Origin of the sequence: Methylosinus sp. LW3 (assembly GCF_000527115.1) — a bacterium.
Taxonomy (GTDB): domain Bacteria; phylum Pseudomonadota; class Alphaproteobacteria; order Rhizobiales; family Beijerinckiaceae; genus Methylosinus.
In genome coordinates, this window is the sequence record NZ_AZUO01000001.1 from 3650414 (window position 1) to 3674642 (window position 24229).

The 24229-nt window shown below is 65.1% G+C and carries 22 protein-coding genes; 13 read left to right on the forward strand and 9 right to left on the reverse strand.

Features of this window, described 5'->3' with window-relative positions; genetic code table 11:
* Positions 1-579 precede the first annotated feature (579 nt).
* Both METLW3_RS0118325 and METLW3_RS0118335 read left to right on the forward strand, forming a co-directional pair.
* Positions 580-2256, forward strand: a complete 1677-nt coding sequence (locus METLW3_RS0118325; RefSeq protein ID WP_024881277.1) for an electron transfer flavoprotein-ubiquinone oxidoreductase — start codon at positions 580-582, stop codon at positions 2254-2256.
* A gap of 110 nt (positions 2257-2366) precedes the next feature.
* Positions 2367-3164 (forward strand): YdcF family protein, encoded by a 798-nt coding sequence (locus METLW3_RS0118335; protein ID WP_024881278.1) that lies wholly within the window; start codon positions 2367-2369, stop codon positions 3162-3164.
* A 6-nt stretch (positions 3165-3170) separates the two neighbouring features.
* On the opposite strand, the gene METLW3_RS25865 is transcribed toward METLW3_RS0118335, so the two are convergent.
* Entirely contained in the window at positions 3171-4031 is an 861-nt protein-coding gene (locus METLW3_RS25865; protein ID WP_245267411.1) for a response regulator transcription factor, read from the reverse strand.
* 715 nt (positions 4032-4746) lie between these two features.
* On the opposite strand from METLW3_RS25865, the gene METLW3_RS0118355 reads away from it, so the two are divergent.
* Positions 4747-5148: a DUF1190 domain-containing protein gene (locus METLW3_RS0118355; protein ID WP_024881280.1), complete on the forward strand. Its 402-nt coding sequence runs from the start codon at positions 4747-4749 to the stop codon at positions 5146-5148.
* Positions 5149-5217: 69 nt separating this feature from the next.
* Here METLW3_RS0118355 and METLW3_RS0118360 read toward each other — a convergent pair whose 3' ends face one another.
* Together METLW3_RS0118360 and METLW3_RS0118365 are read right to left on the reverse strand one after the other, a co-directional pair.
* Positions 5218-6120: a DUF3108 domain-containing protein gene (locus METLW3_RS0118360; RefSeq protein WP_024881281.1), complete on the reverse strand. Its 903-nt coding sequence runs from the start codon at positions 6118-6120 to the stop codon at positions 5218-5220.
* A 97-nt stretch (positions 6121-6217) separates the two neighbouring features.
* Complete coding sequence (locus METLW3_RS0118365; RefSeq protein WP_024881282.1) at positions 6218-6634, reverse strand: hypothetical protein; 417 nt, start codon at positions 6632-6634, stop codon at positions 6218-6220.
* A 118-nt stretch (positions 6635-6752) separates the two neighbouring features.
* On the opposite strand from METLW3_RS0118365, the gene sseA reads away from it, so the two are divergent.
* The 4 genes from sseA (at position 6753) to glnA (ending at position 11112) form a co-directional block, all read left to right on the forward strand.
* Positions 6753-7622 carry a 3-mercaptopyruvate sulfurtransferase gene (gene sseA / locus METLW3_RS0118370; RefSeq protein WP_051465455.1) on the forward strand — a complete coding sequence of 290 codons (870 nt, stop codon included), beginning with the start codon at positions 6753-6755 and terminating at the stop codon, positions 7620-7622.
* 323 nt (positions 7623-7945) lie between these two features.
* Entirely contained in the window at positions 7946-8965 is a 1020-nt protein-coding gene (locus tag METLW3_RS0118375; protein ID WP_024881284.1) for a glutamine synthetase beta-grasp domain-containing protein, read from the forward strand.
* 285 nt (positions 8966-9250) lie between these two features.
* Positions 9251-9604: a P-II family nitrogen regulator gene (locus METLW3_RS0118380; protein ID WP_024881285.1), complete on the forward strand. Its 354-nt coding sequence runs from the start codon at positions 9251-9253 to the stop codon at positions 9602-9604.
* 98 nt (positions 9605-9702) lie between these two features.
* Positions 9703-11112: a type I glutamate--ammonia ligase gene (glnA, locus tag METLW3_RS0118385; RefSeq protein ID WP_024881286.1), complete on the forward strand. Its 1410-nt coding sequence runs from the start codon at positions 9703-9705 to the stop codon at positions 11110-11112.
* Positions 11113-11218: 106 nt separating this feature from the next.
* Here glnA and prfB read toward each other — a convergent pair.
* The 3 genes from prfB to METLW3_RS0118400 form a co-directional block, all read right to left on the reverse strand.
* A protein-coding gene (gene prfB / locus METLW3_RS0118390; protein WP_157516594.1) for a peptide chain release factor 2 occupies positions 11219-12350 on the reverse strand; the annotation gives its coding sequence in 2 pieces (ribosomal slippage) (positions 11219-12280 and positions 12282-12350; 1131 coding nt in all).
* 182 nt (positions 12351-12532) lie between these two features.
* Entirely contained in the window at positions 12533-13438 is a 906-nt protein-coding gene (locus METLW3_RS0118395) for an outer membrane beta-barrel protein (protein WP_245267412.1), read from the reverse strand.
* Positions 13439-13785: 347 nt separating this feature from the next.
* Positions 13786-15909: a S9 family peptidase gene (locus METLW3_RS0118400; RefSeq protein WP_024881289.1), complete on the reverse strand. Its 2124-nt coding sequence runs from the start codon at positions 15907-15909 to the stop codon at positions 13786-13788.
* 238 nt (positions 15910-16147) lie between these two features.
* Here METLW3_RS0118400 and METLW3_RS0118405 point away from each other — a divergent pair, with 238 nt between their 5' ends.
* From METLW3_RS0118405 to METLW3_RS0118425, 5 genes are read left to right on the forward strand one after another with little or no spacing between them, the layout of a single operon-like run.
* Positions 16148-17245, forward strand: coding sequence for a formylmethanofuran dehydrogenase (locus tag METLW3_RS0118405; RefSeq protein ID WP_024881290.1), 1098 nt, complete (start codon positions 16148-16150; stop codon positions 17243-17245).
* Positions 17239-18873: a formylmethanofuran dehydrogenase subunit A gene (locus METLW3_RS0118410; RefSeq protein ID WP_024881291.1), complete on the forward strand. Its 1635-nt coding sequence runs from the start codon at positions 17239-17241 to the stop codon at positions 18871-18873. Before METLW3_RS0118405 ends, METLW3_RS0118410 begins: the two co-directional genes overlap by 7 nt.
* Positions 18874-18895: 22 nt before the next feature.
* Positions 18896-20530 (forward strand): formylmethanofuran dehydrogenase subunit A, encoded by a 1635-nt coding sequence (locus METLW3_RS0118415; RefSeq protein ID WP_024881292.1) that lies wholly within the window; start codon positions 18896-18898, stop codon positions 20528-20530.
* Positions 20518-21423 (forward strand): formylmethanofuran--tetrahydromethanopterin N-formyltransferase, encoded by a 906-nt coding sequence (gene fhcD, locus METLW3_RS0118420; protein WP_024881293.1) that lies wholly within the window; start codon positions 20518-20520, stop codon positions 21421-21423. Before METLW3_RS0118415 ends, fhcD begins: the two co-directional genes overlap by 13 nt.
* Positions 21424-22236 carry a formylmethanofuran dehydrogenase subunit C gene (locus tag METLW3_RS0118425; RefSeq protein WP_024881294.1) on the forward strand — a complete coding sequence of 271 codons (813 nt, stop codon included), beginning with the start codon at positions 21424-21426 and terminating at the stop codon, positions 22234-22236.
* 15 nt (positions 22237-22251) lie between these two features.
* On the opposite strand, the gene METLW3_RS0118430 is transcribed toward METLW3_RS0118425, so the two are convergent.
* The 3 genes from METLW3_RS0118430 to METLW3_RS0118440 are packed head-to-tail and all read right to left on the reverse strand — an operon-like array spanning position 22252 to position 23377.
* On the reverse strand, positions 22252-22578 hold the full coding sequence (locus METLW3_RS0118430; protein ID WP_024881295.1) for a hypothetical protein: 327 nt from the start codon (positions 22576-22578) through the stop codon (positions 22252-22254).
* 21 nt (positions 22579-22599) lie between these two features.
* On the reverse strand, positions 22600-22860 hold the full coding sequence (locus METLW3_RS0118435; protein WP_024881296.1) for a hypothetical protein: 261 nt from the start codon (positions 22858-22860) through the stop codon (positions 22600-22602).
* Positions 22861-22894: 34 nt separating this feature from the next.
* Positions 22895-23377, reverse strand: a complete 483-nt coding sequence (locus METLW3_RS0118440) for a MarR family transcriptional regulator (protein ID WP_024881297.1) — start codon at positions 23375-23377, stop codon at positions 22895-22897.
* Between the two features lie 84 nt (positions 23378-23461).
* Here METLW3_RS0118440 and METLW3_RS0118445 point away from each other — a divergent pair, with 84 nt between their 5' ends.
* The gene (locus tag METLW3_RS0118445) at positions 23462-23857 is read left to right on the forward strand and encodes an ester cyclase (RefSeq protein ID WP_024881298.1); all 396 of its coding nucleotides are present in this window, start codon (positions 23462-23464) and stop codon (positions 23855-23857) included.
* The last annotated feature ends 372 nt before the right edge of the window (positions 23858-24229 follow it).

A 24229-nucleotide genomic window follows, 5' to 3' on the forward strand; every position in this document is an offset into this window, starting at 1 on the left:
CGGCGAAATGCGAGCCTGCGCGCCATCCGCCAACGGATTCACACCGTTTTCGGGCGACCCCTTCCTCCCGGCAAATACAATCCCCTCATCCTGAGGCGCTTTTTGCGGAACGCAAAAAGCCTCGAAGGATGATCCAGGGCGCGCTTCTACGCTTCGAGACGCCCGCTTCGCGGGCTCCTCAGCGTGAGGGGGCTGTTGTGGCATAGGTGCGCTCGCGCATTCCTTCTCCCGCTTGCGGGAGAAGGTGGCCTCGCGAAGCGAGGTCGGATGAGGGTCCGTGCAGGTGAGCCGTTTCGAATTCGATTCATGAGCGGCGCGCGGTTCGGCGAGTGGCAGGGACCCTCATCCGACCCTCGCTGACGCGAGGGCCACCTTCTCCCACGAGTGGGAGAAGGAAGCGCTGTCGCCGGGCGCAAGCGACTCTTTGGGCGAAAAACTTGCCCCAAATCCATGGCCCGGGGGTTTCCTCTTTCGAAAAAACATGAAATCGCTCTCATTCCAAATTCGCCGACGCGAGGGCCTTCCCCTCGCGCCTCGAACTGCGCCCGAAAGGGACCGCGCCCGGAAATGGGAAAGACGATGGCTGAGACAGAAGAATTGCCCCCGCGCGAAGCTATGGATTACGACGTCGTGATCGTCGGAGCCGGCCCGGCCGGCCTCTCCGCCGCGATCCGCCTCAAGCAGATTTCGCCCGATCTCTCGGTCGTCGTCATCGAGAAGGGCTCGGAGCCCGGCGCGCATATTCTCTCCGGCGCGGTCATCGATCCGATCGGCCTCGACCGCCTGCTGCCGGACTGGCGCAGCCGCGACGACGCGCCGCTGAAGACGCAAGTGACCAGCGACGACATGTTCTGGCTGACGCCGACCAGCGCCGTCACCATCCCGCATGTCGTCAATCCCAGACTGATGAGCAATGAGGGCAAGTTCATCGGCTCGCTCGCCAGCGTCGTGCGCTTTCTGGCGCAGGAGGCGGAGGGGCTCGGCGTCGAGATTTATCCGGGCTTCGCCGGCGCGGAGCTGCTCTATGGCGAAAAGGGCGAGGTGCTGGGCGTCGCCACGGGCGATATGGGCGTCGGCCGCGACGGCGCGCCCAAGGACAGCTTTACGCGCGGCATGGAGCTGCGCGGCAAATATACGCTGATCGCGGAAGGCGCGCGCGGCTCGCTGGCCAAGGAGCTGCTGAAGAAATACGCGCTCGACGCCAAGAGCGAGCCGCAGAAATTCAGCATCGGCCTCAAGGAGCTGTGGCGCATCCCCAAGGAGAAGCACCGCCCCGGCCATATGCAGCATTCGGTGGGCTGGCCGCTCGCCGACGACACCGGCGGCGGCTCCTTCCTCTATCATTTCGACGAGGATCTCGTTTCGGTCGGCTTCGTCGTCTATCTCAACTATTCCAATCCGACGCTCTCGCCCTTCGACGAGTTCCAGCGCTTCAAGGCGCATCCGTCCATCGCGCCGGTGCTGGAAGGCGGGCAGCGCCTCGCCTATGGCGCGCGCGCGCTGACCTCGGGCGGCTGGCAGAGCGTGCCGAAGCTGACCTTCCCCGGCGGCGCGCTGATCGGCTGCTCGGCCGGCTTCATGAATGTCCCGCGCATAAAGGGCTCGCACAACGCCGTGCTGTCCGGCATTCTCGCCGCCGATCATGTGGCGGCGGCGCTGGCGGAAGGCCGCGCGCATGACGAGGTTTCGGCCTATGACGCCGCCTGGCGCACGAGCGATATCGGCAAGGATTTGAAGCCGGTCCGCAATGTGAAGCCGCTGCTCTCGAAATTCGGCACCAAGCTCGGCATTGCGCTCGGCGGCTTCGACATGTGGACGAATGAGCTGTTCGGCTTTTCGATCTTCGGCACGCTGAAGCATGGCAAGCCGGATTACGCCTGCCTGAAGCCGCTCTCGCAGGTGACGCCGATCGTCTATCCGAAGCTCACCAGCAAAGTGGTCTTCGACAAGCTCTCCTCTGTGTTCGTCTCCAACACGAACCATGAGGAGGATCAGCCCTGCCATCTGACGCTTCGCGATCCGTCGGTCCCGATCGAGAAGAATTTGCCGATCTATGGCGAGCCGGCGCGGCTCTATTGCCCGGCGGGCGTCTATGAGGTGGTCTATGCGGAGGAGGCGACGAAGAGCGATCCGCGCTTCGTCATCAACGCGCAGAATTGCGTGCACTGCAAGACTTGCGACATCAAGGACCCGGCGCAGAACATCAATTGGGTTCCGCCGGAGGGCGGCGGCGGGCCGAATTATCCGAATATGTGAGCGGGCGCCTCGCGATTGTGACCCTTATCGATTATCGCTGCGCGCGTGACGGCTGAAATCGTCGCGCGCGCGACGCGGCGCGCCGTTTCCTCCAGACAATTCGAGCGACAATGTTTTTCATCCTGTCCAAGATCGGCGAATTCTTCCTCGCGCCTTTGCATGTCGGCGTTTTCCTCGCCGCCGTCGGCGTGGCGCTCTCCTTCACGCGCTTCGCCGCCAAGGGGCGCATTGTGGCGGCGCTCGGCGTAGCGACGCTGCTGCTGCTGTGCTTCACCTCGCTCGGCGATCTGATGCTCTATCCGCTGGAGAACCGCTTTCCGCAGGTCGCCGATGATGCGCCGGCGCCGGATGGAATCGTCGTTCTCGGCGGCGCGATCGACGAGAAGCTGAGCCGGGCTCGCGGCGGCGCGGCGATGACCGAGGCGGGCGAGCGCGTGACGGCGATGGTCGAGCTCGCGCGCCGATATCCGGCGGCCAAGCTGCTCTTCGCCGGCGGCTCCGGCAGGCTGTTCGGCGCCGCCGGCTCCGAGGCCGAAATCGTCGGGCGGCTGCTTCCGAAGCTCGGCGTCGAGCCGGGGCGCATCATCCTCGAGGACAGCTCGCGCAACACATGGGAAAACGCCGTCAATGCGCTGGCGCTGGCGCGGCCCGCGCCCGGCGAGCGCTGGCTGCTCGTCACCTCGGCGAGCCATATGCCGCGCTCCATGGGGATTTTCCGCCGCGTCGGCTTCCCCGTCGTCGCCTATCCGGTCAATTATCACACGGGCCTGCGCCTGCCCCTCGGCCTGCGCTCGCACGCCTCCGACCAGCTGAAGCTCGTCGACACAGCGACGCATGAATGGGTGGGCCTCGTCGCCTATCGGCTGACCGGCAAGACGGATGCGCTGTTTCCGCAGCCTCGAGAGTAACGGGGCCTAATCGCGTGAGGCTTTCTTGCCGCGGGCGCCCGCCGACTCGGCGCGGCCGCCCGGCGTCGCCGCCGTCCAGGAGCCGTGCTTCATCTCGAGGAAGAGCGCGATGGCCTGGGCGCGATTGCGCACCTCGAGCTTCTCGAACAAATTGCGCAAGTGGAATTTGATCGTGTTGATCGAGACGCCGAAATCCTTGGCGAGCTGATTATTGGTGTGGCCGGAGCCGAGCGCCGACAGCAGGCTGCGCTCCCGCAGAGTGAGATTCTCCAGCGGATCGGCGCGCATCTTGCGGATATCGACAAAGGGAAACACCATGTCGCCGGCCGCCACGGAGGCGAGCACGTCGAGCAGACGCTCCGGCGGGGCGCGCTTGCTGACGAAGCCGGCGCCGCCCAATTGCAGCGTCTCCGCCGGCGCGGCCGGGTCGTTGGTGCCGCTATAGACGACGATCTTGGGCGCGGAGGGCTGGCGCGACAGAGCGCGCAACACTTCCCGCGCATGCAGCGTCGGCAATTGCCAGCCGATGATGGCGATCTGGAAGCGCTGCAGCTTGGCGGCGTCGAGAAATTCCTCGCCGTCCGTGACCTTCAGCACGAGATTGAAGCGGCGGTCGTCGGCGAGCAGCGCCTCGAGCCCGGCGAGGATCAGCGGGCTCTTGTCGGCGATGGCGACGTCGATCGGAAAGGTCGCGCCATTCTCGTCGCGGTCGTCGCTGGAGCGCTCGGCCTTATGGCGCAGAGCGGAGGGCGCGCCCTCGGCCGCGGCCTGCATGGCGGAGGCGCGGATCGGAACGGGACGCCCGACGGCGCGCGGTCGCTCATCTCCGAGCTTTGTCGAAGACGTCGAGGCCATGGACCACTGCAAGTGACCACTCCAAGTGAAACGCTGCCGACGCAGCCGGGACGGGCTCGGACGGCGAAGCCCCCCGAGTGGGTAGGCCGGACTATATAACCTGCGGCTTCCATTGGAAAGCCTCGGCGCGCGTTTCGCGCTGCGTCAGAGGTGCGGAATTCGCAAGCGCAAAAAAAAGAAGCGGCGCATCGGACCCGCCGATGCGCCGCATCATATCCGTAGCGGTTCTGAAGCGTCAGTCGCTCAGGACCCAGCGCGCAGCGAAATAAGCGGCGGCGCCGAGCGCGATGATCGCGATCATGCCCACCGGGGTCGCCGCATAGCTCGTAAGCTCGAGAATTGCTCCCATAACGCTTCCTCCTCCTTTAACGCCCGACTTCGTTCAGGCTGCCAGCAAAGCCACGATATCACCCATGGTTGGCGAAGTCTCGCCTCTACGTGCGATACGTTTTGGTGGATATCGTCGCCGGCTCGAATTCCGAGAACGTCTCGAGTGCTGGCTGCATTTCGAGACGCGCCGACGTTATTCGCGCCCGGCGCTGTTCTCCTCAGAACGGCCGAACGAAGCCGCGATCCACGCTCGCAGCATGACGGTCGCAATTATTGTAGCCTTAGAGGCTTGTCAAGATGCGGCGCCGCCCCCACGCCGACGGATGGGGCTTGCGGAGACGCGCGCGGCGCGGTTAATGAAGCTGCGGCTCGACGAAGAAAAAAGAAAACCGACGCCATGGCTCGCCCCTCCTTCGCCTTCATCGCCGTCGCCGGCATCGCGACTCTCGCCGGCGCCGTCTGGTTCTTCGGCTACCGCCGCACGCCCGCCTGCACGGGCGACGGCCAATACATGGCGACCGTCCAGCAATGCCGCGCCTATGGGCTGGGCGCCGACCTCTGCGCCAGCGCGGTGGAGAAAGCCCGCGCGCTGGTGACGAAGGTCGCGCCGCGGACGGACACCTCCTTCGATTGCGAGGTGCGCTTCTCGGAATGTTTCGCGGGAGCGGATGGGCGCTTCACGCCCGCGCCCTCCTTCTGCCTCGCGCCGGGATCGGCCGAGCCGAAGGAAGTGCGCTATCTCGAATATGAATCCGACCGGCTGAACCGCAAGAAGACGCGCGAGATCCGCATCGACTGAGCGCTCTAGATTCTTTCGTTGGAAGCGAATTCTGATCGATCGAACGATTCCGTTCGATCGGAAAGCGCTCTATTGATCGGCGGCCGATCGCTCCGGGGCCGATCGCTCCGGGGACGATCTCTCCGCGGCTTGGCGACGTCCGCCGAGGTGGAACTCCGCCGGCTCGACGGTCAGCATGCCGACATTGGTGCGCAGCGCCATGCGATAGGGCACCACCGCATGCGCCGTCTGCAGAGGCGCGAGCCAGACGGTGATGTCGCTGTTCTCCGCCATGAAGCGCGTCGAGACGCTGTCCGGCCGATGGCCGGCGATCGGACGGTAGCGCGCCGCGCAGACCGACACCGGGCCGGAATAGCCGTGCGTCTCCACATTGCGCATCTCGACGAAGGAGAGCGTCACATCGAAGCGGGTGACGCCGTCGAAGACCGGAATGGTGCGATTGCAGGCGGAGGGGCCGACCAGCGGCTCGCTCGCCGGAACGCTCATGATGAGCGCGCTCACCGGATCGGTGATGTGGGACTTGTTGCTCTCCGTCACCGGAATGCGGACCGGCAGGTCCCAAGGCGTCGGATCGACATGCACGGCGCGCACGGAATTGCCGGCGAGCGACATGCGGACGGTGCGCGTCTCATAGGTGTTGGAGGTGGTGTTGGCGTAGCTCGTCGGCGTCAGCCCCTCGCTCGACAGCGCGCCGGAGGCGGTGGCGGCGCCGCGTGTGTCATTGACGAGAGAGGCGAGGCCGGTGGTGCGCATCGAAATGTCGATGCGGTAATTGCGGCCCTCGATGACGCCATTGGCCGAGGCGTGGCCGATCGAGAGGCCGAGCAGGCTCAGCGCGAAATTCGCCTTGAGCGTCTCCGCCCCGCAGGGCGCAGCGGCGGCGAGCGCGGCGAGCGTCACGAGCCCCGGAAAGGCGAGCGCTACGGCCCTGCCGCGCCCGGCTCCGCCCTGAACGGATGAGAGAAACGCCATTCGAAGACCTGCGATCGATCGAATCATCCTGGCCACGATGGGCCAGGCGCGGGCGCTTGTCGATGCTCGGGCCGCGCCGGAGGACCAAGGGCTCGTCTCAAGCCCATTCCTGCCAGCTGCCGTCGGCGAATATGCGCCATGCGCGCAGACCCGCTTTGGCGACCACGATGCGACCGGACTTCGCCTCGCTCACAAGATGCTTGAATACGAGAGGATTGCGCCAGGAAAACGGCTTTTCGGGGTCGCAGACCGCATGATATTCGTCGCTGTCGGGGTCATCCATCAGCAGCGTGCCGACCTTGTCCGGCCGCAGCTGCGCGCCCAGCGAACGCTCCTCCTTCCAGAGGCAATGATAGTCGCGGCACACGTCCGGTCGCGTGGCGTAGACGGCGCAGCCATTGGTCTGCGTGCAGTGCTCGCACCAGACGCCGGCCTTCTTGGGGAACTCCTCGATCTCCAGCACCTTGCAGCAGAAGGCGCAGGGACCGCAGGCCTTGCCTGGAATCTCGAGCATGGTCTCGATTTTGGCCTTTTCGGCGATTTTGGAAGCGAATCGATTCTGATACATTGCTACAACGATCGCCGCGCCGACGCTATCGCGGGCGCAGCCGCGGATCGACGGGAGAATCGCAATGACGACAGCCGCTCCGAACATCGATCCCGAGACGCTGCTCGTCTCCACGCAATGGCTCGCCGACCATCTCCTTGCGCCGGACGTCATCATCTTCGACGCCTCCTGGCACATGCCCGCCGCCGGCCGCGACCCGCACGCCGAATTTATCGACGCCCATATTCCCGGCGCCGTCTTCTTCGACATAGACGCCATCGCCGACCATTCGACCGATCTGCCGCATATGCTGCCGGATCCGGTCGCCTTCTCCTCGGCGGTGCGCAAGCTCGGCCTCGGCGACGGCATGCGCGCCGTGGTCTATGACAGCCTCGGCCTGTTCTCGGCGCCGCGCCTGTGGTGGACCTTGCGCGTCTTCGGCCTCACCGACGTCTCCATTCTCGACGGCGGCCTGCCGGCCTGGAAGGCGGAAGGCCGTCCGCTGGAGCAGGGCGAGAGCCATCGCCCGCAGCGACATTTCACCGCACGCATGGACCACGCCCTCGTCGCCGACGCCGCCGATGTGTCGCGCGCCCTGGCCGACGGCTCGGCGCAGGTCGTCGACGTGCGCTCGGCGGAGCGTTTCGCGGGGAGCGTTCCAGAGCCGCGCCCGGGCCTGCGCTCCGGCCATATGCCGGGCGCGCTCAACCTGCCCTTCGGCAATCTCATCGCCGAGGGGCGGCTGAAAGACGCCGCCGCCCTCGCGGAGATTTTCACGGCGGCGAAGATCGACCTCGAGCGGCCGGTGATCGCGAGCTGCGGCTCCGGCCTCACCGCCTCGATCTTGAGCCTGGCGCTGGCCGCGGCGGGACGCCGGCCCGCCACCGTCTATGACGGCTCCTGGTCCGAATGGGGCGCGCGCGCGGAGCTGCCGGTCGTCGGGGCCGCTGGCTGAAGCGGCGCCTGCCAAAAAACAAGGCGGCAAAATGCGTTAGATGGCGGCGCCTCGGCCATGGCGGCGCCGCTGCGCCGAGTCTCGCGGAGATCATCCGAGGCCACGCCGGCGAATGACGATCGTTCCTCAAAACAATAAATTGTAAGGAAAAGCGCGGCGCGGCCGCGCATCCCTCCTCCCACGGCGCCTGCGATTTAGGCGGGGCTCGGCTTTGGCATGAGCCGTGCTGAGCATGCGGGGCCGTCGACGGTTTCGGCTCGGCCGCCGACGACGTCGAACGGCGCCGCGTCGAGCGTCGATCAAGGGTAAGGAGGCGAATAAAAATGCCCAAGTACAAGCTCGAATATCTCTGGCTCGACGGCTACACGCCCGTGCCTAATCTCCGTGGCAAGACCCAGATCAAAGAATTCGAGAGCTTCCCGACATTGGAGCAGCTCCCGCTGTGGGGCTTCGACGGCAGCTCGACCAAGCAGGCGGAAGGAAGAAGCTCGGACTGCGTTCTGAAGCCGGTCTCCGTTTTCCCCGACATCACCCGCACCAATGGCGCGCTGGTGATGTGCGAGGTGATGATGCCGGATGGCGTGACGCCGCATGCGTCCAACGCCCGCGCCACCATCCTCGACGATCCGGGCGCCTGGTTCGGCTTCGAGCAGGAGTATTTCTTCTATAAGAACGGCCGTCCCCTCGGCTTCCCCGAGGCGGGCTTCCCGGCTCCGCAGGGTCCCTATTACACCGGCGTCGGCTTCAAGAATGTCGGCGACATCGCGCGTCAGATCGTCGAGGAGCATCTCGATATCTGCCTCGCAGCCGGCATCAACCACGAAGGCATCAACGCCGAGGTGGCCAAGGGCCAGTGGGAATTCCAGATCTTTGGCAAGGGCTCCCGCAAGGCGGCCGACGAGATGTGGGTGGCGCGCTACATTCTGCTGCGTCTCGCCGAGAAATACGGCATCGACATCGAGTTCCACTGCAAGCCGCTCGGCGCCACCGATTGGAACGGCTCGGGCATGCACGCCAATTTCTCGACGACCTATCTGCGCGAAGTGGGCGGCAAGGCCTATTTCGAGCAGCTGATGGGCGCGTTCGAGAAGGCCAAGGACGATCACATCGCCGTCTATGGCCCGGACAATCATATGCGTCTGACCGGCCTGCACGAGACTGCGTCGATCCACACCTTCAGCTGGGGCGTGGCGGATCGCGGCGCGTCGATCCGCGTGCCGCACAGCTTCGTCAAGAACGAATATAAGGGCTATCTGGAAGATCGCCGCCCGAACTCGCAAGGCGACCCCTACCAGATCGCCTCGCAAATCCTCAAGACCATCTCCACTGTCCCCACACGCTGAGGACACGGCGCTCGGCTTTGTAATATCGACAAAGCCGACGCTACGAGACAGCAGAAGACGTCGCCACGAAGCATGAGCTTCGTCCGAGACTTCCGCTGCGAGAGTGGATGACGCCAATGCGCCGATCGCAGGCTCCGCCCATAATTTGGGCGTGGTCTGCGGTTGGCCGCATAAATTTTATTCGTGGAACATTTTGACAGCAAATGCTATGAGCCCCATCGGTTCCTCGGCTGGATCGGACTTGAGTTTCGGCGCGAGGGGCATGAGCGATGCGGGGAAAGGTGAATGAAGAAAATCGAGGCGATCATCAAACCCTTCAAGCTCGATGAAGTAAAAGAAGCGCTGCAAGGCGCCGGCCTGCAAGGCGCCGGCCTGCAAGGCATTACTGTCACCGAGGCGAAAGGTTTTGGTCGCCAGAAGGGGCATACGGAGCTCTACCGCGGCGCGGAATATGTGGTCGATTTTCTTCCCAAGGTGAAAATCGAGATCGTGCTCGCCGACGATGCGGTGGACCGCGCCGTCGAGGCCATCCGCAAAGCCGCGCAAACCGGACGCATCGGCGACGGAAAAATCTTCGTTTCGAATGTCGAAGGCGCCGTCCGCATCCGCACGGGAGAGACCGGCGCGGACGCGATCTGATCCGCGCGGCTCTCACTTAAAAGCCCCTCCGCTCTGCGGCTTCATTCTCGTCTCCCGCGCTGGACTCGACCGTCCACTTCGAACAGAGGCTCCACGACATGACCACGGCCAAGGACGTTCTCAAGCTGATCGCCGACAATGACGTAAAATATGTGGATTTCCGTTTCACGGATCCGCGCGGCAAGTGGCAGCACGTCACCTTCGACGTGTCGATCGTCGATGAGGACGCGCTGAACGAAGGCATCATGTTCGACGGCTCCTCGATCGCCGGCTGGAAGGCGATCAACGAGTCGGACATGACTCTCCTGCCCGACCTCTCCACGGTCACGCACGACCCCTTCTTCGCCGCCTCCACGCTCTCCATCGTCTGCGACGTCGTCGAGCCGACCACCGGCCAGCCCTACAACCGCGACCCGCGCGGCATCGCCAAAAAGGCGCAGGCCTATCTGCAGTCGACCGGCGTCGGCGACACCTCCTTCTTCGGTCCGGAAGCCGAATTCTTCGTCTTCGACGACGTGCGCTTCTCGACCGATCCCTACAACACCGGCTTCACCGTCGACTCCGTCGAGCTGCCCACCAATTCCGACACCGCCTATGAGGGCGGCAATCTCGGCCATCGCGTGCGCACCAAGGGCGGCTATTTCCCGGTTCCGCCGATCGACTCCGCCCAGGACATGCGCGGCGAGATGCTGGCGGCCATGGCGTCCATGGGCGTCGCCGTCGAGAAGCACCATCACGAGGTCGCTTCCGCGCAGCATGAGCTCGGCCTGAAGTTCGCGACGCTCGTCCAGGTCGCCGACCATCTGCAGATCTACAAATACGCCATTCATCAGGTGGCGCATTCCTACGGCAAGACGGCGACCTTCATGCCGAAGCCGGTCTATGGCGACAATGGCTCGGGCATGCACGTCCACCAGTCGATCTGGAAGGAAGGCAAGCCGGTGTTCGCCGGCGACAAATACGCCGGCCTCTCCCAGGAGTGCCTGTGGTATATCGGCGGCATCATCAAGCACGCGAAGGCGCTGAACGCCTTCACCAATCCGTCGACGAACTCCTATAAGCGCCTGGTTCCGGGCTTCGAGGCTCCGGTGCTGCTCGCCTATTCGTCGCGCAATCGCTCGGCCTCCTGCCGCATTCCCTTCGCGACCAGCCCGAAGGCGAAGCGCGTCGAGGTTCGCTTCCCCGATCCGACGGCGAATCCCTATCTCGCCTTCTCGGCCATGCTGATGGCCGGCCTCGACGGCATCGCCAACAAGATCGATCCGGGCGCGCCGTCCGACAAGGACCTCTACGACCTGCCGCCGGAGGAGCTGAAGGCGATCCCGACGGTCTGCGGCTCGCTGCGCGAGGCCCTCGACAGCCTGAAGGCCGACCACGCCTTCCTGACGGCCGGCGGCGTCTTCAACGAGGACTTCATCCACGCCTACATCGACCTGAAGTATCAGGACGTCTATCGCTTCGAGATGACGCCTCACCCGGTCGAATACGACATGTATTATTCCTACTGATCGCTTCGCGATCGCGTAGAAACGAAAGGGCGGCCGAGAGGCCGCCCTTTTTGCTTGTCCAGAACGATTGGGCGAGGACGGAGACCCTCGCCCTCGCGCCGAAAGATTATTCGACGTCCTCGACCTTCTCCGGCCCGCCGCCGAGCACGCGCTGGGCGAGCGAGGCCTGCATGAAATCGTCGAGCTCGCCGTCCAGCACCTCGCTCGGCGTGCCGGAGGTGTGGCCGGTACGCAAATCCTTCACCAGCTGATAGGGCTGCAGCACATAGCTGCGAATCTGATGGCCCCAGCCGATATCGGACTTCGACGCCTCGACCGCATTGGCCTCCGCCTCGCGCCTTTCCAGCTCCATCTCATAGAGGCGCGCGCGCAGCATGTTCCACGCGGTGGCGCGGTTCTTGTGCTGCGAGCGCTCCGCCTGACAGGCGACGACGATGCCGGACGGAATATGGGTGATGCGAATGGCCGAGTCCGTCGTGTTGACGTGCTGGCCGCCCGCGCCCGACGAACGATAGGTGTCGATGCGGCAATCGGATTCGTTGACCTGAATGTCGATCTTGTCGTCGATGACCGGATAGACCCAGACCGAGGCGAAGCTCGTGTGCCGCCGCGCATTGGAGTCGAAAGGCGAGATGCGCACGAGACGATGCACGCCCGATTCGGTCTTGGCCCAGCCATGGGCGTTCATGCCCTTGACCAGCAGCGTGGCCGATTTGATGCCGGCCTCGTCGCCGGCGGTCTCCTCGATCACCTCGACCTTGAACTTCTTACGCTCCGCCCAGCGCGCGTACATGCGGAACAGCATGCGCGCCCAGTCGCAGCTCTCGGTGCCGCCGGCGCCCGAATGCACTTCGATGAAAGTGTCATTGCCGTCGGCCTCGCCCGAGAACAGCGCCTCGATCTGGCGCTCGCGCGATTCCTTCAGCAGCGCCACGAGCTGCGCTATGCCTTCTTTCTCGGTGTCGGCGTCATTCTCGGCCTCGCCGAGCTCGACGAGGGTGATGGCGTCCTCGAGGTCGCGGTCGAGCCGCGCGATGGAGCCGAGCTGATCCTCGAGCTGGGTGCGCTCGCGCATGATCTTCTGCGCGGCTTCGGCGTCGTTCCAGAGGTCGGGATCTTCGACTTTGGCGTTCAGCTCGGCGAGACGGCGCGTTGAAGTCTCGACGTCAAAGATGCCTCCTCAGCAGTCCCATGGACTGCTCGATCTGTTCTTTCAGCGCAAGCGGCTCGGCGCGCATGTGTCTCTTCCCTTTTGGGCTCAGGGCCGGCGGCCCGAGGCCGGAGGTATTAGAGCAAGACGCGCAAAAGATGAAGCCCCGACGCCGCGCGCTCCGAAGCTCTAGCGGTCTGCGTAACCCGCAAGAGCGAGCCTGAAGGCTCGCGGTCCAGATTCGTCCTTGGACCGCGAGCCTTCTGATAACTAATATTTCGCGACCACCGGCGGCGGATCGACCCAGCCGAAATGATAATCGACGCCGAATCGCGCTATGGCGCCGTCATATTTCACGCGCGTCGTCGCGATGTTGAGAATGGCGATCGAGCCCGGCGCGGCGGGATTGATGACCGCGCTCGGCGATGTGGAGAGCGTCGCCGAGCCGAGATCGTAATAGAGCCCTTCCACCTTCAGGCTCCAGCGCGGCGCGAACATAAATTCGAAGCCGCCGCCCGCGATCCAACCGGTGCGCGTGTCGCTGTAATTGCCCCAATTCGGCGTCACCGGATTGTCGGGATGGTCGATCGGGTCCTGCGGATGCCAATGCGCGCCATAGGTGACGACATTGGCGAAGCCGCCGCCATAGGCGAGGCCGCCGGTCGCATAGACCAGCAGGCTGGGCGCGACGACATAGCCGAGCCTGCCGCGCAAGGAGCCGAGCCAGGAGAGCCCGGCGCGCGTGCTCGCCACGCCGGTCTGCAAATGCAGCAGGTCATGCTCGTCCACCGCCCCGGCGAAGCCCTGGGAGGAGCCGTAGCCGCGGATGATGGCGCCGTCTATGTCGGTCTCGACGCCGAGCAGGACATTGGACGACCAAAGATGATTAAAGCCGAGCTGCGCGCCGCCGAGAAAGCCGCTCTGATCGAGGCGCGCGAGGCCGGCGATATAGGGCGAGGAAAAGCCGAAGGGCATGCCGAGCGCGCCCGCGGCCCAATCATAGATCGAGGTTCCGAATGTCGGAACCTCATTGGAGCCGCCGAAGCCCCAACCCGCGTTCAGCCCCACATAGGCGCCGCCCCACAGCGGCGGCGGCGGAACGGGAACCACGATGGAAGGCGCGACGATTTTCGCGAGAGCGACCTCTTCCGCCTGCGCCGTTTCCGTCTGAGCCATGACAACGCCGGACAGAATGCAGGCGAAAGTCGCCGCGAGCCTCTTCATCGACAGCCCCCATGATCGCGCGAGCCGATTCGCGCTTATCGGGGAACTGTGCTGAGCCGACGAGACTCGAACAATTTGCGGCGATCACGGAGCGCGCCGAAAATGATACGGCGCGTTCTCCCTCTCCCCGCTCGCGGGGAGAGGGCCGGGGTGAGGGGCTCGGGGCGTTAGTCAGAGACGGAAAACGCCCCGGAGCCCCTCATCCTCACCTTCTCCCCGCGAGCGGGGAGAAGGAAGGCGGCAAATGCCGCGCGAACCAATCAGCCCGGAAGCCGCATGCCGCGCCCTTCGAGCTCATGTCACACGCCCGCCTTCCCCGCACAAGCCAGCGCGAAGGCCCATTCCAGCGCCACTTCCTCCAGTCGCTCGAAGCGGCCAGAGGCGCCGGCGTGGCCGGCCTCCATATTGGTGCGCAGCAGGACTGGGCCGCCGCCGGCCATGCGCTCACGCAGGCGCGCCACCCATTTCAGCGGCTCCCAATAGGTCACGCGCGGATCGGTGAGGCCGGCGAGAGCGAGAATCGCCGGATAGGTCTTCGCGCCCACATTGTCATAGGGCGAGTAGGAGGCGAGCCGATCATAGGCCGTGACGTCGGCGATGGGATTGCCCCATTCCTCCCACTCGGGCGGCGTCAGCGGCAGGTCGTCGCGCAGCATGGTGCTCAGCACATCGACGAAGGGAACGCCGGCGATGATTCCCGAAAACAGCTCCGGCGCCTGATTGGCGATGGCGCCCATCAGCATGCCGCCGGCGCTCGCGCCTTGCGCGACGATTCCGCCTCGGCTCGCATAGCCCGTGGCGACGAGATGGCGCGCCACAGTAATGAAGTCGGCGAATGTGTTGGGTTTGTGCTCGAGCTTGCCGTTCTCGTACCAGCTCCAGCCCTTGTCCGTGCCGCCGCGCGTATGGGCGAGCGCATAGACGAAGCCGCGATCGACCAGCGACAGCGCATGAGGATCAAAGCTCGCCGACAGCGGATGCCCATAGGCGCCATAGCCATAGAGCAGAGTCGGCGCGCCGGCGCCGGGCGTAAAATCGGCGCGATGCAGCAGAGTGACGGGAACCTCCGCGCCATCCGCCGCTTTGGCGAAGAAGCGGCGCGTCACATAATTTTTCGGATCATGACCGGAAGGGATTTCCTCGCGCTTCAGCAGCGTGCGGACGCGCGCGCGCATGTCGTAATCATAGGTCTCCTCCGGAGTCGTCATGGAGGAATAGGTGAAGCGCAGCGTGTCCGTGTCGAATTCGAGGCCGGGCAAAAGATAGAGCGCGTAAGCCTCCTCATCGAAGGCGATGGCGTGCTCCTCGCCGCCCTCTAACGCGCGAATGAGAATGCGCGGCAGACCATTGGCGCGCTCCACCCAAACGAGATGACGCGCATAGACAGTGCCGATGACGATGAGCCGTCCCGCGACATGCGGAACCACCTCGCGCCAATCGGCGCGCGTCGTGGTGGTCAGTGGCGCGCGAAAAATCGCGAAATCCTCGGCGCCGTCGGCGTTGGAGCGAATATAGAGATCATCGCCATGCGACTCGACGTCATAGCGCAATTTGGGCTCGCGCTTCGCCACGAGGCGGGGCTTCGCGTTTTTGTCGCGCAGATCGACGAGATGGCATTCGCTGGCGTCATGGCCGCGAATGGCGACGATGGCGAAACGCCCGCAACGGCTGCGATCGAGCGAGACGAACCATGCGGGATCGAGCTCCTCGACGATCAGCGTGTCCGCGCTCGGATCGGCGCCGATTTCATGTCGGAAGACTTGCGCCGTGCGGTGATTGTCGTCGACGCGCACATAATAGAAGCTGTTGGAATCGGCGCTCCAGACGAGCGAGCCGTCCGTATGCGGGACGACATCCGCGCGGTCCTTTCCGTCGGAGAGCGCGCGCGTGCGGATCGAATAATATTCCGAGCCCTTGTCGTCCACGCTCCAGGCGAGCTGCGCATGGTCGGGAGAATGATCGATCTCGCCGATATCGAAGAAATGCTCCTCGCCGGCTTCTTCATCGCCGTCGAAGAGGATCGTCTCCGCGCCGCCGTCGCGCTTCATGCGGCAATAGAGCGCATGCTCGCCGCCCTCGCGATAGCGCTCGAAATAGGCGAAAGCGCCGTCCGGCCACGGCGGCTCGCTGTCATCCTCCTTGATGCGGCCGCGCAGCTCCGCCTGCAGCGTCTCGCGGAGCTTGCCCAGCGGGGCGAGGACTTGCCCGCAATAGGCGTTCTCGGCCCGCACCAGCGCCGCTATGTCCTCCGGCAGCGTCGCGGGCTCGCTCAGCACGTCGCGCCAATTCTCGGCCGCGAGCCAGGCGTATGGGTCGTCGAGGACGCGGCCATGGGTCACGCGCCGGCTCTCCCGCTTCTCGGCGGTCGGCGGCGTCGCGCCGGAAAGGGCGAAGGCGGTGGGCCGGTCGGCGGATGCCGCCATTTTGTGTCTCCTCGCTGGTGGCGCGCCCGAAGACTCGCAAAGCCTCGGGAGCCGGAGAATAGAATTGGGGCGCTTCGATGTCTCGACTTCCTGCGCCGTGGCTGATAGGCATAGCGCGCGACGCAGGCTCCGGCGAGGGGCCGCGCCGCTCTTGCCTTCGCTTTCGGCCGTCGCGCCGGGAGCGGACAAAAAATGCCTGGGCGCAAACCCGGGCGTGGTGGAAACATCGGTTGGGGCAATGAGCAACGCGACGCTCGACGGCAAATCCATTTCTTCCGAAGACGCCTACAAACAAGCGGCCGAAATCCTGCAAGCCGCGAATTTCCCCCTCGTCGCCGGTCTCGGCGCCGATGTGGCGGGAGCCCAGGCCGCGATCCTGCTGGCCGAGCGGCTGAGAGGCGCTTTCGATCATCTCGCCTCGCGCGATTCGCTGGCCGACCTCGAGGTCGTCCGCTCGGCGGGGATTTTCGTGACGACGCCCAATGAGGCCCGCGTGCGCGCCGACCTCGTGCTGCTGGTCGGACCGGGACTGACGGGCTATTGGCCGGCGATCTTCGATCGCCTGGCGCTCGACAAGGAGACTGTCCACGGCGGCAAGACCAAGCGCCGCGTGCTCTGGGTCGGCGCCAAGCGGGGCGAGGCCAAGATCGAGGGCGTCGAGGTCGAGACCATTCCGGCGACCGAGGCGGAGCTTCCCGGCGTGCTGGCGGCGCTGCGGGCGCGCGTCGGCGGACGGCCCGTGGCGCTTCCGCCGGCCGCGGCCAAGAAGCTCGACGCGGCGGCCGAGGCGCTGAAATCGGCGCGATTCGGCGTCGCCGTCTGGGCGGCCGCCGGGCTCGATTCGCTGATGGTGGAAATGCTGCAGGGCATGATCACCGAGCTCAACGCCACGACGCGCTTCACCGGCGTGCCGATCGGCGGCCGCGCCGACGCCACCGGCGTGCTCCAGACCTCCGCCTGGATGACTGGCTTTCCGCCGCGCACGGGCTTCGGCCGCGGCTATCCCGAGCATGACACTTGGCGCTTCGAGGCGAGCCGGCTCGTCGAGAGCGGCGAGGCCGACGCGGCGCTGTGGATTTCCGCCTATGACGGCGAGCCGCCGCCCTGGGAGGCGGCGGATATTCCGCTCATAACGCTCGGACCGCCGGGCTCTGCGCCCAAGCGCGGGCTGTTCATCGCCGTCGGCAAGCCGGGCGAGAATTACGACGCGGTGGAATTCGCGCAGGAGACCAGCTCCATGGTGCTGCGGCGGGCGAGCGCGCCGGCCGAGCTGCCGACGGTCGCCGAGGCGATCGCCGCCATCAGCGCCAAATTTTCGGAGGATTTGCCGTGCTGATCCGTCTGCGCGGCGGTCATGTCGTCGATCCCGCGACTGGCGTCGACGGCGTCGCCGACGTCTATTTCGAGGATGGGCGGATCGTCGCTCCGCCGCAGGGCCGCGAGCCGGACGAGGATTATGACGTCTCCGGCCATATCGTCATGGCCGGCGCGATCGACATCCACTCCCATATCGCCGGCGGCAATGTGAATTCGGCGCGGCTGCTGCTGCCCGAGATGCACCGCTCGATCCGCGCGCGCCTCGACGGAACGCCGCTCGCGACCGCCAAATGGTCGACCTTCGAGACCGGCCGCCTCTATGCGCAAATGGGCTTCACCACTGTGGTCGAGCCCGCCGTCGCGCCGCACCACGCGCTGCAGTCGCATTTGGAGCTCGGCGACGTTCCGATCATCGACAAGGGCGCGCTGACGGTGCTCGGCAATGACGACTTCCTGCTCGCCGCGCTGCGCGAGCGGGAGAGCGAGACCGCCATCGCCGATTATGTCGCGCAGACCGTCGAGGCGACGGGCACGCTCGGCCTCAAATGCATCAATCCCGGCGGCGCCGACGCCTTCAAGCAGAATATGCGCGCCTTCGGCCTCGACGAGATCGTGCCCTTCTATGGCGTGACCTCGCGGCAGATCTTCAAATCGCTGCAAAAGGCGACGCAGACGGTCGGCATTCCGCATCCGCTGCATCTGCACATGAACAATCTCGGCATCGCCGGCAATATCGACACGGCGCTCGCGACGATCGACGCCGCCGAGGGCCTGCCGATGCATCTCGCCCATGTGCAATTCTACGCCTATGGCCTCGAGGGCAAGAACGCCTTCTCCTCCGCGGCCCCCGCGCTCGCGGCCAAGATCAACGCCAATAAGAACATCACCGTCGACGTCGGCGCTGTGATGTTCGGCGACACGGTGACCATCTCCTCCGACGTGCTGCGCCAGTTCAACAGCCTGTCGGGCGCGATCCCGAAGAAGGGCGTCATCTTCGACGGCGACGCCAATGGCGGCGGCGTCGTGCCCTACGCCTATCGTATCTCCAATTATTACAACGCCATACAATGGGCGGCGGGCCTCGAGCTGTTCCTGCTGATCGAGGATCCGCTGCAGGTCTTCTTCACCACCGACCATCCCAATGGCGGGCCGTTCACCACCTATCCGGAGCTGTTCGCGCTGCTGATGAGCGCGGAGCTGCGCGCGCAATGGATGGAGCGCCTGCCGGCCGATGTGCTGGAGATGACGTCTCTCCCGTCGATCAAGCGCGAATATACGCTCCATGAGATCGCGCTGATGAGCCGGGCCGGGCCGGCGCGCCTCTATGGCTTTACCGATCGCGGCCGTCTCGGCGAAGGCGCCGTCGCCGATATCGCCGTCTATAAGCCGCAAAAAGACAAGGCGGGCATGTTCCGCAACGCCGCCTATGTGTTCAAGGACGGCGAAAACGTCGTGCGCGACGGCGTCGTGACGCGCTACACCAAGGGCAAGACGCTGCGCGTGCGCCCTGGCTACGACCGCGCGATCGAGAAGCGTCTCGACGCCTATTACGACGAGCTCTATGGCCTCTCGCGCTCGATCTTCGACGTGCCCGAGGCGGCGCTCGCCGGCCGAAGCGTCTATGCGGAGGTCGCATGTCGCAATTGATTCGCCCTTGGGAGCACGCGTCATGCTGACCCGTCTCTACGGCGGCCATGTCGTCGACCCGGTCAATGGCGTCGATGGCGTCGGCGATGTCTATTTCGAGGACGGCCGCATCATCGCGCCGCCCGAGGGACGGTCGGCGGACGTCGAGCATGACGTCTCCGGCCATATCGTCATGGCCGGCGCCATAGACATCCACTCCCATATCGCTGGCGGCGGCGTGAACACCGCCCGCCTGCTGCTGCCGGAGGCGCATCGCGCCCATCGGCCGCGGCCCGCCAACACGCCGCTGTCGACGGCTGGCTGGTCCACCTTCGAGACCGGCCGCCTCTATGCTCAAATGGGCTACACGACGGTCATAGAGCCGGCAGTCTCGCCCCATCACGCGCTGCACGCCCATCTCGAGCTCGCCGATATTCCGATCATCGACAAGGGCTTCCTGACGGTGCTCGGCAATGAGGATTTCCTCCTCTCCGCCTTCCGCGACGGCGCGACTCAGGATTCGGTGGTCGATTACATCGGCGCCACGCTCGAGGCGACGCGCGCGATCGGCGTCAAATGCGTGAACGCCGGCGGCGTCGACGCCTTCAAGCAGAATATCCGCCATTTCTCGCTCGACGATGTGGTGCCGGAATACGGCCTCTCCTCGCGCGAGATTTTCCAGACCTTGCAGCGGGCGGTGAACGCCACCAAGATCCGCCATCCGCTGCATCTGCACATGAATAATCTCGGCCTGCCCGGCAATGTCGAGACGGCGCTGGCGACGATCGACTCCTCGCAGGGCCTGCCGCTGCATCTCGCCCATGTGCAATTCTACGCCTATGGAACCGAGGGCAAGAACGGCTTCTCCTCGGCGGCGGCGAGATTCGCAGAGAAGATCAACGCCAATAAGAATGTCACCGTCGACGTCGGTCAGGTGATGTTCGCCGATATCGTCACCATCTCTTCCGATGTGATGAAGCAGTTCAACAGCCTGCCCGGCGGGCGGCCGAAGAAGGGCGTCATCTTCGACGGCGACTCCAACGGCCTCGGCGTCGTGCCTTATTCCTACCGCGTGTCGGACTTCTTCAACGCGGTGCAATGGGCGGCGGGCCTCGAGCTGTTCCTGCTGGTCGATGATCCGATGCAGGTGTTCTTCACCACCGATCATCCCAATGGCGCGCCCTTCACCACCTATCCGGAAGTCTTCGCTCTGCTGATGAGCGCCGACAAGCGCGCGCAATATTGCTCGCGCCTGCCGGCCGATGTGCTGGAGCTGACCAATCTTCCGGCGCTGAAGCGCGAATATTCCTTCTATGAGATCGCGACCATGACCCGCGCGGCGCCGCGCAAGCTCTATGGCTTCGAGGATCGCGGCCAATTGGGCGCGGGCTCGGTCGCCGATATTGCGGTCTATAAGCCGCAGCCCGACAAAGCGGCGATGTTTCGTAGCGCCGCCTATGTCTTCAAGGATGGCAATCTCGTCGTGCGCGACGGCAAAGTCTCGCATTACACCAAGGGAAGGACGCTGCGCGTGCGGCCCGAATACGATCGCAAGATCAACAGTCGCCTCGACAAATATTACGACGGCCTCTATGGCCTGCCGCGCTCCATGTTCGAGGTGCAGGATGCGGCGCTCCCCAATGCTGACGCCTTCGCGGAGGTCCCATGCCGCAGCTGATCCGCAAGGGAATTCGCATCGACGAGAGCTTCGCCGAAGCCTTTCCGATGACCGGCTCCGGCGTGGTCGTCACCGCGCCGACCCGCAAATGGGCGTTGCAGGCCGCCACCACAATGACCGGCTACGCCACATCGGTCATCGGCTGCGACTGCGAGGCCGGCATAGACCGCGAGCTATCGACGCGCGAGACGCCGGACGGACGTCCGGGCGTGCGCGTGCTGCTCTTCGGCTTCTCGCCCAAGAGCGTCGAGAAGGCGCTGGTCAATCGCATCGGCCAATGCGTGCTGACCTGTCCCGGCTCGGCCGTCTTCTCCGCCTTCGACGGCGAGGCGAAGATCAAGGTCGGCGACTCCATGCGCCAATTCGGCGACAAATGGCAGATTTCCAAGGCGATCGACGGCCGCCGCTATTGGCGCGTGCCGGTGATGGACGGCGAGTTCCTGGCGGAATCTTCCGTCGGCCTCACCAAGAAATCGGTCGGCGGCGGCAATCTGCTCATCATGGGCGAGGATTGGGCCAGCACGATGCGCGCGACAGAGGCCGCCGTGGAGGCCGTCCATGCGACGCCCGACGCCATCGCCCCCTTCCCCGGCGGCGTGGTGCGCTCCGGCTCCAAGGTCGGCTCGAAATATAAGGGCATGGGCGCCTCGACCAATGACGCCTATTGTCCGACGCTGCGCGGCGCGACCAATAGCGCGCTCGACGCCGACATCGGCTGCGTGCTGGAGATCGTCATCGACGGCCTCACCAGCGAGGCAGTCGCGGCGGGGATGCGCGCCGGCTTGAAGGCGATCATCGCGCTCGGCCCCAAGCAGGGCGCCAAGCGCGTCGGCGCCGGCAATTACGGCGGGAAACTCGGCCCCTTCCACTATCATTTGAAGGATCTCGTGTAAGTGAAGCCGCTTCTCTTCACGCTGAAAGCCGAGCCCGACCAGCGGCTCGACCTCTCGCCCCTGACGCCCGATCGGCTCGTCGGCCGCTCGGCGAAGGAAATCGAGTCCCTCTCCATCGGCACGACGCGCGAGAGCGTGACGGTCGGCGACATCTTCAAGGTCAAGCTCGGCGACGTGACCTCGGTGCGCTTCGACGGCGGCTCCGATCGTTTCGATCTTCTGGGCGCCAAGCTGCTGCCGGGCTTCGCCATTCATGTCGAAGGCGATGTCGGCGCGCAGCTCGGCCGCGCGGCCAAGGGCGGGACCATCACGGTCGCCGGCGACGCCGGCCCCTATGTCGCCTCGCAATCCGCGGGCGCGAATATCGATATTTACGGCGACGCCGGGGATTTCCTGGGCGCGCCGCTGGCAGGCGAGATCCCCGGCATGTCCGGCGGCCGCGTCGTCGTACGCGGCAGCGTCGGCGCGCGATGCGGAGATCGCCTGCGCCGCGGCATCATCATCGTCGAGGGCGATGCGGGCGAGGATTTGGGCGCTAGAGCCATCGCCGGCACGATCATCGTGCTGGGGACAGCCGAGGGCGAGCGCATCGGCTATCTCAACAAGCGCGCATCCATCGTGCTCTCCGAGCAGCGCGAGCTCGGACCGACTTACGTGGATTGCGGCGCGCATAATCTCGGCTTCGCCAAGCTCTTCGCCAAATCGCTGGCGGGAGAGAGTCGCGGCGCCTCGCGCCTGCTCTCCGGCCGGCTGCAGCGCTTCGCCGGCGACACGGCGGTGTTCGGCAAGGGCGAGGTGCTGCTGCCGGCGTGAGCGGCCGAAGGGCGTTCAGAGGGATAGAGATTCGATCGAGGCGAGCAGCGCGGCGCTCACGCGCAACTCGCCTGCGGCAATGCTCATCATTTCGAAGAATGATTCATCGAACCCATCGGCCTCTCCCTTTGTCGCGAGCCCGACCTGGCGACCCGCTATTCTATGAATGAGCTCATTGAAACGCCGCAGCCGCGCCGGATCGGCGATCTCCTCTGAGCCGACGACATAGGTGTCACGAGCGAAAATCGTGCAGAGATGAATCGCCCGGCCGTACCAAGCGATGCGCTGCTCCAAAGTCAGCCGCGTGAAGACGTCGAGCTGCGCGCGCCATTCAGGTGACATTCGCCCCTCCTCTGCCTAACGTTAGGCTCCAGAACCCCACCGCACTACGGGAAACTTGCCCGAATCCCGGCCCAGATAGGCGCGATGTTCGAGATCGACGCCGGGGATTTCCTGGGCGCGGCTCGCAGGCGAGATTCCCGGCATGTCCGGCGGGCGTGTCGTGGCGCCGGCGACGTCGGCGCGCGCGCCGGCGATCGGCTGCGCCGGAGCATCATCATCGTCGAAAGCGCGGCGGGCGAGGAGCACGATCATCGTGCCGGGACGGCCGAGGGCGTGAGCCATGCGCAGCAGCGCTCGAGACACCGACGCCGAACCATCAACCGCTCGACGCGCGCTCGCGCCCTTGCGCTGCGTTTTGCGTTCGGCCTTCTTCCAGCCCGGACGCGAGCGTCGCGAGCAGCGCCCGCGCCGCGGCGATGTTCTCGACCTGCATTTTCGCCGATAGAGCGTCCATCCACTCGGCTTGCAGCTTCATCACCTCTCGATACGCGGCCGCGCCCTGCGGCGTAGGGCCGAGCAGCTTGGCGCGCGCGTGCTTCGGATTGGAGCTGTAGAGCGCAAAACCCTCCCGCGCCAACTCATCGCCCAAGCGCTGGACGCCCTGCCGGCTTTGCGACAGGCGGCGGCCGATTTCCGCTATGGTCGCCGCTCGGTGGACGATGACGCCCATGACCTGCCAACGGGCGGCGGTCAAGCCAAAGGGCGCGGTGAGCCTATTGCCAAACTCCGTCAATCGGCCCGCGGTCAGCAATATCTCCCATACGAGCCCGCTCAGGGCTTCGCCGCGCGGCGTAGGCATGATGGATCTCCCTGAACAGCCGAGATATTGACAATATATTGTCAATATGGCAAAAGACAACATATTGTCAATGGAGGGTGCGTCATGACGCCGGCGGAGCTCGTCGAGGGCCTCTATGCGGATTGTCTGAACAAACGTCAGCTGGACCGGCTGGACGAATATCTGGCGCCGGGTTTCGTCGGCGCGAATGGCGAAAACGGCCCCGAAGGCTTCAGGCGGACGATCGAACGCATGGTCACTGCGTTTCCCGACCTCCAATTCGAGATCGAGGATTTGTTCGCGGCGGACGACAAAGTGTGCCTGCGCTGGCGATTCCGGGCGGCGCAGCTCGGACCGCTGGCCGGCGTCGCTGCGACAGGCAAGATGGTCGTTCAAGAGGGGATCGCCATCTATCACGCCTCCGACGGCAAGCTATCCCGAGCATGGCTACAAGTCGATCGATTGGGTGTCTTGCAGCAGATCGGAGCGGTGACGCTTTGACCGCGGCCGCGAGGCGAGACGCCTGATCCGAAATCTCATTCGTCAGCGAGCCGCCGGCCTCATATGGGAGGATTGCCCGATCACAGCCGCGCGGGGCCGCCGCGGCGAACGTCGTTCCTCTCGCAACTTCCATAGGTTGCTACGACGTCGGGAAGATTTGAAAACACGCCGTCTCAAATTGCCGAATTGCGTGGGGCAGAGCTTCATGCTAGTCAATCGCCTAGCTCAAACCTGCCGGCTCATGCGGCCAAGCGCAAAGCAGCGAGAAGCGGGATGAGACATTCGCCTCGAAAGGGCGATTTCTTCGAACGGAGGAGATGAACATGGCCTGGACCACCCCGGTGATCGTCGAAGTCTGCGTCGGCATGGAAA